At 66.5% G+C, this 14079-nt stretch carries 5 protein-coding genes; all 5 read right to left on the minus strand.

Going from position 1 to position 14079, the window contains the following annotated elements; genetic code table 11:
• Positions 1-168: 168 nt before the first annotated feature.
• Entirely contained in the window at positions 169-927 is a 759-nt protein-coding gene (locus PHAMO_RS07690; protein WP_002728084.1) for a thioesterase II family protein, read from the minus strand.
• On the minus strand, positions 924-2174 hold the full coding sequence (locus PHAMO_RS07695; protein WP_002728086.1) for an MFS transporter: 1251 nt from the start codon (positions 2172-2174) through the stop codon (positions 924-926). Before PHAMO_RS07695 ends, PHAMO_RS07690 begins: the two co-directional genes overlap by 4 nt.
• 11 nt (positions 2175-2185) lie before the next feature.
• The gene (locus PHAMO_RS07700) at positions 2186-4297 is read right to left on the minus strand and encodes a TonB-dependent receptor (protein ID WP_155801611.1); all 2112 of its coding nucleotides are present in this window, start codon (positions 4295-4297) and stop codon (positions 2186-2188) included.
• 116 nt (positions 4298-4413) lie between these two features.
• Positions 4414-11007: a non-ribosomal peptide synthetase gene (locus PHAMO_RS07705; protein ID WP_002728090.1), complete on the minus strand. Its 6594-nt coding sequence runs from the start codon at positions 11005-11007 to the stop codon at positions 4414-4416.
• Positions 11004-13988, minus strand: coding sequence for a salicylate synthase (locus tag PHAMO_RS20300; RefSeq protein WP_002728092.1), 2985 nt, complete (start codon positions 13986-13988; stop codon positions 11004-11006). The genes PHAMO_RS07705 and PHAMO_RS20300 overlap by 4 nt, the downstream gene beginning before the upstream one ends.
• Positions 13989-14079 lie beyond the last annotated feature (91 nt).

The following is a 14079-nucleotide window of genomic DNA, read 5'->3' on the forward strand; positions in this document are numbered from 1 at the left end:
TAACGTGACTGTTCGCGCCCAAAGAATCACCTGGACACTTTCGGAAACCAGCATTGACCGGCCGAAATGGCGCTGACGAGGTGATTGTTGGCCCGATTCTAGGGCGTGGAATAGGCTCTCCATAGGTCCGAGGGAGAGATTGCGAGGGGCGGTGGCCCCCTCCAATAATCAGGGTTTGTCTCCATTCCTGGGGCCGTTGGCCAGGATGGAGGCGATCGCGGCGACCACCACCGAAGGTTGGTCAGCTAGATAGAAATGCCCTCCTTCGAACATTTGGAGGGCGAATGGTCCCGAGGTCCATTCCCGCCAGCCCAGCGCCTCCTGGAGGGGCAGATCAGGATCATCGCGACCAAGGAACACGGTGAGCGGGCCGTCGAATCGGCTGGCCGGGCGGGCATGATAGGTTTCGATCAGACGGTAATCGTGCCGTACTGCCGGCAGCACCATCGCCCGCACCTCGGGAGCTTGGAGTAGACCCGGCGGCGTCCCGCCGAGGCGAAGCAGTTCGGCACAGAGGCGATCGTCATCGAGTTGGTGTAGACCGCCGCCATGATGATACTGGGGCGGTTCACGCGCCGACAGGAACATCTGGCACGGCCGTCGCCGCAGGGTCAGGGCCAGTTCGAACCCCACTGCCGCACCCATGCTGTGGCCAAATAAGGCCCAGGGGCGGTCGAGCAGCGGTTCCACCGCCTCGGCCAAGGCGGCGACCAGGGCGGGGATGTCGTCCGGAAGCGGCTCGCTCAGACGATTCTCTCGGCCGGGCAAACAAACCAGCACCGGTTCGATCAGTGGCGGCAGCAGCGGCGGCCAGGCTCGGAACAGGCCTGGGGTGCCGCCGGCATGAGGTAGGCAGAGCAGCCGTATCGCCGGTTCGGGGGCGGGACGGGGGCGGCGCAGCCATCCCCGCCGCTGTTCGGCGTTCACCGGGCCTCTCCCACCGCTGCTGCCGATACCGGGGCGGTGATCGTCGTCGTGCCGCCGTCAGGCCGATAGCGCAGCGATAGTAGTGCCGCCAGCAGCCCGGCCAGCACCGCCAGCCCGAGTACCCCGCCATAGCCGATCTGGCCGGCTAAAGCGGCGGCGCCCGACATCGTTGCCATCGCGAATAGCATGTTCAGGCTATACTGGACTGTGTAATCGGTGGCCGGGCGGTCGGGCGATGCATGGTCCATCATCAGGGTGGACAGTACCGTAGCCGCCGGATTGTAGAGCAGGAAATACAGCAGGACGGCGGTGGTGACGCTAACCGTTCCGGTCAGGCCGAATACCGGCAGGGCGAGAGCTGCGATACCGAGGATTTGCAGCAGGGCGGCCCAGATCATTCCGCGCCGTCGGCCCAGCCGGGGCAGTAGCCAGCCGGTGGCCATCGCCGCTGCCATTCCGGCCAGCGAGCCGAGCACGTTGACGGCGAAGCCGATCCGGTCCATCTCCCAGCCAGCATCGACCAGGATCGGGATGATCAGGGCGTAGGCCAGACTGCTGCCGATCGGATAAAGCAGCAGAAGCAGCAGCCACAGCCGCCCGCCCGGCTGATGCCAGAAGGTGGCGACGGAGCGGAACAGATTGGCCCCGAGGTTGGGGACGAGGGCCCAGGGCGGCTCGCGGTACCACAGCAATTGTAGCAGCGAGACCGAGGTGCCTGCGGCGAGTAGCAGCAGGCTGCCCTGCCAGCCGAGATAGGGATAGGTAATCAACACCACGCCGCCGCCCAGCATGTTGCCGAACAGGTTGCCGGCGATCTGGATGCCGTTGCCGAAGCCGCGATCGGACGGTGCCAGCAATCGGCAGGCCAAGCCATCGACGGCGATGTCCTGCGAGGCCGACAGCACCGCCACCGCTAGTCCGAGCAGATAGATGGTCCAGAAATCGTCGATGACGTCGAACCGGCCCATTGTCGCCAAGGTCAGTGCCAGCCCGGTTTGGGTCAGCAGCAGCCAGACCCGGTAATGTCCCCAGCGGCCGAACCGGATACGGTCCACCAACGGAGCCCACAGGAATTTCAGCGGCCAGACCAGCCCGAGCATGTAGATCAGGCCGATCTGGTCGAGGCTGGCACCCTGGTCGCGCAGGATCGCCACTAGGGCAACCACCAGGAAGCCTAGCCCTAGATATTGGGTGGTGTAGAGGCTGGTCAGCAGCCACCACGTCGCCGGTGCGGTCTTGCGCTCCATGCTCGCTCTCCTCAGAACTTGTAGCTGGTGCCGAGACCGAGGGTGCGGCCGCGGGCAAGGTTGCCATAGGTCATGCCGGGATAAGATGAATCCCCGTAGCCATAGAGGTCGTAGCGGTCGTTGAGCAGGTTGTCGCCCCAGGCATAGATTTCGGCGCTGGCGATCATCAGGCCGAGATGGAGGTCGAGCTTGCCGTAGGGGGCAAGGTTGAAATGGTTTTGCACGTCGGCTGGTCTGCTGCCAGCCACCCGGTAGCTGATCCGCGCGTTGATGCCCGGCTCGGGCAAACCGAGGAAGTCGGGCAGGTCCTCGACATAGGCTAGGGCCATATTGCCGCTCCAGCGCGGTACGTCGGGGACTCTGCTGCCGGACGAGACGTCGCCGCCGCTGACCCCGGCCGCGTTGGAGGTGATCTCGGCGTAGGTGTAGGCGACGCCGCCCGATAGGGTGTAGCCGTTGCCGAAACGCCACGACCCTTCCAGTTCTGCGCCCTTACTCTCGGTGTCGGCGTTCAGTACCGAGGTGACGAAGGAAGTGCTGTCGTAGCTCATCATGTGGTCGTTCTTGACCCGGGTGAGGAACAGCGCGCTATTCAGGGTAAAGGGCTGGCGGGCAGGCTCGGATTTGAAGCCAAGTTCATAGGACTGCACCGTTGCCGATTTGTAGGGTACGCTGTCGGCGATCTGGCTGGCGTAATCGTTGAAGCCCGAGGATTTGTAGCCGCGCGACACCGTGCCGTAGAGATTGGTGTCCGCCGTCACCGCATAGGACAAGCCGACCCGTCCGGTCATGTAATTCGCATAGACACCGCGCTGGTCGTTGCTGTGTACCCCGGCCGCAGTGACATAATCGGCGTCGTAGCCCTTCCAGTCCCACGAATGGCGCAGGCCGCCTGTCACCTTCAGTGCATCAGTGAGTGGATAGGTCACTTCACCGAACATGCCTGCGCTGTCGGTGGTGAAACGACGTTTGGCGTTGCGTGCACCCTGCGAGACATAGGCGCTGTCGAACGAGCGGTTGGAATGGCTGACATTGAGGCCGGAGACCCAGAACACTTCGGCTCCGGGCAGTGAGGTCAGACGCAGTTCCTGGCTGTAGGCCTGTTCGAACGCGGAATCGCGTACCAGCATCTCCATCGGGAAGCCGAACATCGCCTTGGTCAGGTCCCGATCGTAGGCCTTCCAGCCGATGAAATTGGTGGTGGTCGCAGCCGTCACCGAGGTCAGCCTACTGGCGCTCAGATCGTGGTTGACCTCGAGCGAGTAGCGGCCGTTGCTCTTGCGGTTCTCGTCGAAGACGTCAGGGGAGATGTCGAGAGCCGGATGGTCGCCGTAGGGGCGCAACATCATGACGTTGATGCCGCCGGTGCTGCGTTCCCCTTCCGCCGTCAGTAGGGCGTCGGTGCCGGTGCCCGCATCCCACAGCAGACTGCCGCGAAAGGCGAGATCGGTCATCTGGGTCAGCGGCTTGCCGTCCTGGGCGTTATCTACCCAGTAATCGGCGCCAGTACGGCGGACGGCGAGGCGGGCGGCGAGGCTATCACTGATTGGGCCGCTGATCGCCCCTTCCTCCAGATTCTGCATCTGCTGGCCGATCTCGCCCCGGACATAGCCTTCCATCACTCGGGTCGGCTTGCGGGTGGTGATGTTGATCGCGCCAGCCTCGCTGCCGCGGCCGAACAGGGTACCCTGCGGTCCCTTCAGCACCTCGACCTGATCAACGTCGAGCGTGCCGAGCGACAGGTTGCGCGACGACATCGAGACGCCATCGACGTTCAGCACAACCGAATTGTCGTCCATGTTCATCTGATAGAGTGAGCCGACGCCGCGGATGCGGACGTTGTAATCGTTGGGGCCACCCGACGAGTTGATGCTGACCCCGGTGACGTTGTGCAGCGCCTCGTCCACGTTCTGCATCCGCCCGGTCTCGACCGTATCTCCGTTGATCACGCTGAGTCCAAACGGAATGTCCTTGGCTTTTTCCTCACCGCGCCGGGCGGTCACCGTCACTGCCGGTAGCGCCACCGCCGTGCCGTCCTCGCCGATTGCCGTACTCTCGGCCTGCTCGGCCCATGCCAAGGAGGGGAGGGGAAGCTGTGCCGACAGGGCGAGCGACAGGGTCATCGCGCTGAATCGCGCCCGAGTGGAACCGTGGTTAAACTGCATGGTCTTGCACCGACATTGACGTTAACTCTTCTTTTAATTGTAGTGCGGGGTGACGGGACAGGCCCGCCGAGGGTTCAGATCGCGCCCATTTCAAATGTTTCTGCCGCTTCCGCCCTGGGGGTGGCCGTGGGGCGACCATGGGCGAGATGTTCGCTCAGGCCTGCGGCGAATCCGGCCAAAGTCGGGTTGGCGAACAACAGCCGCAGCGGTGCAGGCGTGGGTGTCAGGCCGTCGCGACACAGCCGCTCGACGATACGGGTGGCGCGGAGGCTGTCGCCGCCGAGAAGGAAGAAATCGTCATCGCGGCCGACGTGCGGCTGGTCGAGGATCTCGGCCCAGACCGCAGCCAGTGCGGTTTCGAATTGGCCGCGCGGGGCGGATGCCGCGGTCGGACGGGCACTAGCCGTGAACCAAGCCTGCACAGCGGCACGATCAACCTTGCCGTTGGCTGAAAGCGGTAGCCGATCTATCGCTTCGAGACGGGAGGGGATCATGTATTCGGGCAGGCGGTCGGCTAGACCAGACCGCAGCCGAGCCTCGATTTCATTGACGCTGGCCATACCGGGATCGAACACCACCGCCGCTGCTAGTGCGTGGGGCGTGTCGAGCAGGACCGCGACGGCGTGGCGGACGTTAGGCAGGGAATGCAATGCCGCCTCGATCTCGCCCAGTTCGATGCGGTGGCCGCGCAGCTTGATCTGGTGGTCGCGACGGCCAAGGAATTCAAGCAGCCCGCTGGGGCGGAAACGACCGAGATCGCCGGTGCGGTACCAGCGCCGACCGGCCTGGGTGACGAAACGCTCGGAGGTTAACGCCGGGGCACCGCGATAGCCGACCGCCAGCCCGGCCCCGCCAATCCACAATTCACCCGGCACCCAATCGGGGCAATCCTGCCCGAGTGCGTTGACCACTCGGTAGGCTTGGTTGGGTAGGGGGACGCCATAGGGGATCGAGGTCCATCCGGCAGGTGCCTCACCCTCTACCTCGAATTGGTTGGACCAGATCGCCGCCTCTGTCGCGCCGCCGAGCGCAGTGAATCGGCCGGAACCGGCGGTGGCGGCCGTCAGCCGTGGTGGCAGGTCTAGCCCGATCCAGTCGCCCGACAGTAGTGCCACCCGCAGCGGTAACGGCTCGACCGCGCGTTCGGCTGCCGTCAGCAGCATGTCGAGCAGGACCGGCACGCTGTTCCACACCGTGACGCGGTGACGGCGGATCAATTCCAACCAAGCCGTTGCCTCGCGCCGGTCATCCTCTGGCACTACGACTACCGCGCCGCCGACACCGAGCAGGCCGAAGATGTCGTAGACCGACAGGTCAAAATCGAGCGCCGATACCGCCAGCACCCGGTCGTCGGCGCCGATGCCGTGCTGGCGGGTGACTGCATCGATGGTATTGAGCGCGGCGCGGTGGGTGATCTCCACCCCTTTCGGCTCGCCGGTCGAGCCAGAGGTGAAGATGATGTAAGCGCTCTCCTCGCCGTTGCCGAGTACCGGCCGCTCGAGTGGAACGCGGTCAGCGCTGCTGGCGACAGTGGCAGCGGTGACGATCTGGCGGATACCGGCGGTAGTCAGGATGCGCTGTCGCCGTGCCGATGGCTGATCGGGGCCGATCGGGACATAGCAGCCCCCGGCCGCCAGTACTCCCAGTACGGCCACGACCTGATCGGCGCCGCGCGGCAGCGACACCGCTACCGGCTCGCCGCGTTCCACTCCTTCGGCGCGCAATACGGCCGCCAGCCGCAGGGCGCGCCCGGCGAGTTCGCCATAGCAGATCTCGTGTCCATCGTCGAACAGCGCTGGCCGTTCCGGTCTGGCCCGAGCCAGATCAAAGAATGCCTGATGCAGCCCGCGTCCGGCTGGGGCGGCACGGGTCTCAACGTGGGCTTCGCGTCGTGTCCGCTGCCTGGTCGGTAGCGGATCGGGATCGGGCCGTTGCCACGCCGCCGGATCGACAGCCAGCTCTTCCAGCCAGCGGTGCTGTGCCGCGACCAGTTCGTCGAGCAGGCCGGGGGGGAACAGCCCCTCCACCACATCCCAGGTCAGCCGCAGGTCGCCGTCTAGTTCGTAAACCTGATGATCAAGCCACACCTGCGGGGTTTCGGAGAAGCCTCCTGCCGCCAAAGCGGGGAAGCCGGTTGGCGGGTCGCGCAGCACCTCGTCGGCGAGACCGAGCGTGCTGGTGAACACCACCGGCAAGGCGGCAGCCCGGCCTAAGCGGCAGCCACGCTCGCGCTGGACCCAGATCGAGGAGACGGCGCGATGCTCCAGCACCTCGGCCAGTTCGTCGCGCAGTCGCCGCGCCAAGGTCAGCAGGCTGTCGCCCGAACGAGGATGGACCGCTACCGGGGCCAGCGTGGTGAAATCGCCCAGTACCCGGTGGATATCGGGGTGAACGTCGCGGCGGTCGAACAGGGTGAGGTTGAGGGTCAGCGCCTCGCCTCCGCTCCAATGGGCCAGGGTGGCGGCATAGACCGTCAGCAGCAGCCCCGATGGGGTCAGGCCATGTTCACGCGCCCGCGTCCGCACCTCCTGCCAGCGTTCGGCCGATAGCCGGGTTTCATGGCGGTGGAACCGCACCGGGGCGAGAGTGGAGGGGTCGGCTGCGAGCGGCAGGGCCGGGGATGGTGGCAGATCGTCGAGCCGGGCGCGCCAATAGGCCTGGGCGCGTGCCACCTCCCCGGCGGCGGGGCTGGCCTGGAGGACATAATCGCGGAAGGATAGGCCAAGCGGCGGCAGGACGATGGCGGGATCGCGCATCAGCATCATCAACTCGCCCAACAACAGCTTGACGCTGAAACCGTCGAGCAGCATGTAATCGATGGCGATACCGAAGCGGCAGCGCTCGAGACCATAGCTGATCGCGTGCAGGTCGAAGGGTGGCCCGTCGCCGCGTTCGGCCGCCCATTGATCCCACCGTGCCCGCAAGTGCTGGCTGGCGGCTGCGGCGTCGGCTCCGGGCAGTTCCTCGCACGTGACCGTCACCGGCGGGGATTCGGAGCGGATTCGTTGCCGCCCGTCGCTGGTCAGCACCGCGCGCAGCATCTCGTGGTGTTCGACCAGCCGAGTCCAGGCTGTCGCGATCCGGTCCAGATCGACTGTCTCCCCGTCGAATTCCAGCGCGTAGGTGGTGCCGCACGCCAACGGTAGGCCGGACTCCCGTCCGGTCAGGTATGCCTGCTGCACCTCGGTCAGCGGAAACGGTTCGGCGCGGTGGTCAATGTCGGGGAGAAGCGGGGCTGCGTCTACCACTGGGCTAGCCTCGCTCAGGCCGGTGACGAAATCGGCCAGCACCGGCCGGGCGAACAGCAGCCGCAACGGTTGTTCAGCCGATAGGCCATGCTGGCCCAGCCGGGCCACTAGTCGGGTCGCCAGCAGGCTGTCGCCACCGAGCATGAAGAAATCGTCACTGCGCCGGACGCGTTCGAGCCCGAGCACCTCGCACCACAGGGTTGCGACCCGCTGTTCCCGCCCAGGGCGGGGCGGTTCGCCGACCTCGGGTCGGGTGGCGGCTGCCTCGGTCAGTAGAACTGCGAGGGCGGCGCGGTCGATCTTGCCGTTAGCCGATAGCGGCAGCGCATCATGCGCCACTAGGGTGGTGGGGATCATTGCCTCGGGCAGCCGTTCGGCCAGACCGGCGCGGATCGTTGCTATCGCCTCGGCCGGGGCATCTGGCTTCAGCACCAGCAGGGCGGCCAGGGTCGGTGGTTGGCCCACCGCCACCGCAACCGCCTGGCGTAGTTCGGGTAATGAGTGTAACGCAGCCTCGATTTCTCCTAATTCAATGCGGTGTCCCCGGATCTTGACCTGATGGTCCGCACGGCCAAGGAAGTCCAGCGTTCCGTCCGGCCAGTAGCGGCCGAGATCGCCGGTGCGGTACCAGCGCTGGCCGTCGGCCTGGACGAAGCGTTGCGCCGTCAGCGCCGGATCGCCGCGATAGCCGGTGGCCAAGCCCGTGCCGCCGATCCACAATTCCCCCGTTACCCAGTCAGGGCAATCGCGCCCGCGCGGATCGACTACCCGGTAGTACTGGTTCTCCAGTGGGGTGCCATACGGGACCGACCGCCACGAACGCGGCGGTGTCGCTGGCACCTCCTGGGCGTTGGACCAGATCGCCGCTTCGGTTGCGCCACCCAGCGCGACCAGTCGGCCGGTGTCGGCTGTGGCGGCGGCGAGGCGTCCGGCGAGGTCGAGCCCGACCCAATCGCCCGAGGCCAGCGCCAGCCGTAGCGGCAATACCGTTTCCGTCCCTTCTACCGCCGTCAGCAGCATGTCGAGCAGCACCGGAACCGAATTCCACAGCGTTACCCGATGGCGGTGGATCAGATCGAGCCAAGCGGTGGCGTCACGCCGGTCCTCTTCTCCGACCATCACCACCGCTCCGCCGACTCCGAGCAGGCCGAATATGTCGTAAACCGACAGATCGAAATCGAGCGCCGACACCGCCAGAACCCGGTCGGCCGGGCCGATCCGATGGCGCTGGTTGATGGCGTCGATGGTGTTGGCTGCGGCGCGGTGGGTGACCTCCACCCCCTTCGGCTCGCCAGTCGAGCCCGAGGTGAAGATGATGTAGGCTGGCGCTTCTGGCGCGACCGCTACCGGCTGGTCGAGCGGCTGGCGTTGGGCGGCGGTGGCGAGGTCTATCGGCAGCAGGACGTGGCGAATGTCGGCGGTGCGCTGGATACGGGCCTGCCGGGTCTGTGGTTGGCCGATCCCGATCGGGACGTAGCAGCCCCCCGCTGCCAGTACCCCCAGCACCGCTATCACTTGGCCGATTCCGCGCGGCATCGTTACCATCACCGGGTCGCCCGGCCGCACCCCCCATTCCACCAGCAGGGCGGCGACCTGGAGGGCGTGGTGGGTCAGCGCACTGTAACTCAGTGTGCCCTGTCGCTCGATCAGTGCCACCTGCTCGGGCATCTCCCGCCCCAGGGCGAATATCGGGTCGTGCAGCAGGCGCGGCGGCAAAGGCGCAGCGGTGGCGTTGACTGCCGCCCGCACCGCCCGTTGTTCTGTCGGCAGCGCTGTCGTTACCGACTGCTCCCATGCTGCCGGAGTGGCGGCCAGGGTTTCGATTCGTTCGACATAGGCGGCGAACATCGCTGTGATCAGTCCCTCGGGGAACAGATCCTCCACCGCGTCCCAGGTCAACAGCAGCCCGCTTTCCAGTTCGTAAACCTGATGGTCGAGCCACACCTGCGGCGTCTGCGAGATCATGTGGCCGAGCCGACCGAGCACGGCACATGCCTCGTCGCCGAGCAACGGGATGCCAAGATTGCAGGCGAACACCACCGGGGCGAAGCTCCGCTCCCCCGGTCGCTGTCGGGCAAGGTCGCGCTGCACCCGCACTCCGGAATAGCCCGCATGGGCGATGTCGGCGTGCAGTCCGGCCTGGAGGGCGCGGGCACGATCGGCGAAAGTCTGTTCCGCGCCGCAATCGACCGCTAGCAGGAGCAGGTTGGTGAAATCGGCGACAACCTCCCCTAGCGCCGGATCGCCACCCTGGCGGTCGAACAATGGCAGGTTGAGCAGGAAGCGCGGGCTAGCGCTCCAGCGCGCCAGGATCTCGGCATAGGCGGTAGCCAATGTCAGCGCCGGGGTGAGGCGGTGGCAGGCGGCGTGGTTGCGTAGGTTTTCCCAGGCCGATGGACTCAGTCGGTGCTGATGGCGGCGAACGCGCGGCTGGGCGATCTCCTCCGGCTGCCGTCGCAGCGGTAGCGCCGGAGCACCAGGCCAATCAGCCAGCCGCCGCTGCCAATAGGCGCGGTCGGCGTCACGGTGGGCCGCCTTGCGTCGTTCCTCGTCTGCGAGATAGGCGGCGAAGCTCCATCCGGCCGGGGCTGGCGGCGCGGCATCGCGAGCATAGGCGGCGGCGAGGTCGCGCAGCAGAAGATGCAAGCTGTGGACGTCGGCGACCAGCAGGTCGAGGTCGAAATGAATCCGGGTCGCCCCGTCCGGCAGCATGCTCAGTTCTAGCCCGGCTACCTCGCCGACCTCGACCGCGAGGCGGCGGTGCGACAGGCGGTCGCGGGTGGCGGCGAGGGACGCTTCCACTGCCTCGGGCGCGTTGCCGCGCAGGTCATGTACCGGCAGTGGCGTAACGGCTTGATCGCGTGGGCCGATGCTCTGGCTGCCATCCTCGTGGAAGCGGGCGCGCAGCATGCCATGACTCTGCCGCACCCGCCCCCATGCCGCCGCCAGCCGGTTTGGATCGACATGGTGCCCATCCAGTTCTAGGTAGGCGTGACAACCGACTCCGCCGAGCGGCTGATCGTCGCGGCGGCCGATCCAATAAGCGTGCTGGACGTCAGTGAGGGCGAAGGGGGTGCCGGCCTCCGTGTCGTTGGCCGCGTTGGCTTCGGTTTCCTGATTGGCTGCCATGGTCGTGGTCGGGGCGGTGGCGCTGATCAGCGCCCACCACGCAGCCAGTGTCGGGCGCTCAATCAGGGTAGAGAAGGTGACGGCCACCCCGGCCTGGCCCAGGCTGGCGACCAGCCGCATCACCTGAAGCGAATCCAGCCCGGCCTCGATCAGGTCGTCGTCGTCACCCAGCGCACGGCCGGGATTGGATAGCAGCGGCCGGACCTGGAGCCGCAGCCAATCGGGGGAGACAGGGGTGGACAACGAGGCGGCGGCCTTAGCCGACGCCGCCAGCGGCAGATCCTGTTTCATGCGCGGGCCTCTTCCAGGGCGTGGTCGTCTTCCTCCGCCGGTGCTGCGGCGATCAGATGGGGCGATACGCTGTTCAGCTTCTCGCAGGTTTCACGGAATTCCCGCTCCGGGGTAGAGAGGGCGACCAGCCCGGCTCCTGCCTGGAGCCATGCCCGTTCGCCCCGCCGATAGACAGTGCGCAGCACCAAGGCGGCGTCGAGGGAACCGTCGGCATCGGCGATCATGACGCAACCGCTGTACAGCCCGCGCGGGCCGGGTTCGTGGCGGCCAATCGCCTCAATCGCCGGGCGTTTAGGGATGCCGGACGCGGTGACGGCCGGGAATAGGACGGCGAAGGCGTCCCAGGCGGTGCGTCCCGCCGCTAGCCGTCCCGCTACCCGTGAGCCGAGATGTTGGACCGAGCCGCGCCGACACACCGACATGAAATCGCATACCTGGACCGAGCCGGGGACGCAGACCGAGTTCAGTTCCTCGCAGGCCAGCTTGACCGACACCGCGTGTTCAGCAATCTCCTTGGCGTCGCTAAGTAATTCGGCGCGCAGCCGGTCCTCCTCGGCCTGATTGCCGCCCATGGCACGGGTGCCTGCCAATGGCTGGGTGCTGACCGCGCCATCGGCGGCAACCTCGACCACTGTTTCCGGGCTGAAGCCGATCGCCGCGAAGTCGTCGCGCCGCAGTAGGAAGGAACGGGCCGGGGTGTTGGCCCGGCGGGCGACCAGATAGCTGGCGATCAGGTCGGGTGGGGTGGCCAGTTCGACCCGCCGCGACAGGATCACCTTCTGATAATGGCCCTGGTGGATCTCGGTGACAGCGGCGGCGACACGGCGGCGATAGGGTTCGGCTTCGGCGGTCTCTACCTCGGCGACCTCAATCCGGGCGGCGGCGGGCCGGTGGGGCGCGGCCACCCGCTCGATCGCCTTCAACTGGCGCGTCAGTGCGTCGAGGGTGGGCTGGTCGAGGCCGCGTAGCAGGGCGCGTCCCTGGCTGAGGCGGATTTCGCTTTCAGGTAGGACCATATGCAGCAACGGTGCTGCATCGGTAGCCAGTGGCAAATCCTGGAACCGACGCGCCAGTTCGAACTGGGCGGTGCCATAGGCGCGCCAACCGGAGAACGGCAGCGCAGACAGCGCCTCGGTCATCAGGGCGGCGAGGTTAGGGCCATCCCAACGCCGCACTCCGTCGCCCTTGCGCACCACCACACCGTCGGCGTCGGCCAGGATCTCTGCGGCGCGGCCGACGCCGATCGACCATTCCCCGCCGCGTTCATAGATCATCAGTGCCTCGGCTGGATCGTTGGCGGCGATCCGCGCAGCCAGTTCGAGCGGATCGCCAGCCAGCGCCACCTCCATTTCCAGATAAGGGCGGGGTTCGTCGCTCTGGCGGATCAGGGCCTGCCGCGCCAATTGCTTCTTGTCGATTTTGCCGATCGCGGTTAGCGGCCAGGAGCGGGCGAATGTGATTTGGTCGGGCCATTTGTGGCGAGGGAGGCCACGATCGCGCAGGAAGGCGTGCAGTCGGTCGAGATCGGGCGGGTCTTCCGGCGCGATCAGCACCGCGCAACTGCGCTCACCCAGCCGGGGGTCGGGCACCGCCACCACTGCCGCATCGCGCACGGCGGGATGGGCGCGCAGATGCTGTTCGATCTCGGCGGCCGCGATCTTCTCGCCGCCACGGTTGATCTGGTCCTTGACCCTGCCTTCCACTACCAAATTGCCATCAGTGGTACGGCGGACGAGGTCGCCCGAGCGGAAAAAGCCGTCCGGGGTGAAGGCGGTGGCGTTGACCTCCTCGGCACGGAAATAGCCGCGGATAGTGTATGGCCCCCGTGTCAGCAACTCGCCGGTTTCACCCGACGTCACTTCGCGACCCTCGGTATCGACGATCCGCACCTCATCGTCCGGGCTGAGTGGGCGGCCCTGAGTGGCCAGGGTCACGTTGTCGGGATCGTCCAGCCGGGTGTAGCACAGTAGCCCCTCGGCCATGCCGAACACCTGCTGGATCGGGCATCCTAGAGCGGTGCGGATATCCGCTGCGGCCGTCGGCTCCAGCCGGGCACCGCCGATCTGGAGCAGGGCTAGGCTGGAGAGATTTTCCTGGTTCCAGGTGCGGGCAGACGCCCACAGCCGGGCCAACGCAGGTACCAGGGCGGTGTGGGTGACGCCTTCGATGGCGATCAGTGGAAAAGCTTCGTCGAAGCCGGGGGTGCGGGCTAGAACCACTCGGCCGCCCTGGCCGAGGGTGCCGAGCAGGCCAGGGCAACATAGTGGGAAATTGTGTGCCAGCGGTAGGGCGGCCAGGGTCACGCTGTCGGGGCCGATCCCGCATATTTCTGCCGAAGCACGAGCGGCGTAGGCGTAATCGGCATGGGTGCGAGGAATCAGCTTGGGGGTGCCGGTGGTGCCGCCGGATTGGAGCAGCAGGGCGACGTCGCGATGGCTGGGACCGGTGAAGACGCGCGCAGCCGGGCGCTCGATCCCCTCCAGCGTCAGATGCCCTCCGCCCGGCGCGCCATCGACGATCAGCAGGCGCAGCGCGGGATGGCGGGCGGCAACCTGCTCGGCCATCTGCCGGTAGTCGAAGCCGAGGAAGCGGTCAGGCAGCAGATAGGCGACTGGCTCGGCCAACTGGCACAACGCGTCGATCTCGGCCGTGCGCTGCGCTGGCATCGCCAGAACCGGCACCACGCCGAGGCGGAACAGGGCGAAGCAGGCGGTGACGAAGCCTATGCTGTTGGGCAATTGTACCAGCACCCGTTCCCCGGCGGCGAGACCAAGGGCGTGGAACCCGGCTGCCAGCCGGTCGATCCGGGCGTCGAGTTCGGCATAGGACATTCGCTGCGCCCCATCGACCAGAGCGATGCGGGAGGAGAAGGAAGCGGCCCAGGCGTGGACATGCTGTCCCAGCGTTAGCGGCTGCCAATACCCTTTCCGCTCGTACTGTTCTGCCAGATGATCCGGCCACGCATGAAAGGAGGGCTTCATCACGGATTCCTTTGCTCACCGGCGGGGGCAATAGTTCGAGAGGGAACGGCAGGCACCCCAAAAGATAATGATTTTCATTATCAATTTGGTC

Source organism: Magnetospirillum molischianum DSM 120 (assembly GCF_000294655.1).
Taxonomy (GTDB): domain Bacteria; phylum Pseudomonadota; class Alphaproteobacteria; order Rhodospirillales; family Magnetospirillaceae; genus Phaeospirillum; species Phaeospirillum molischianum.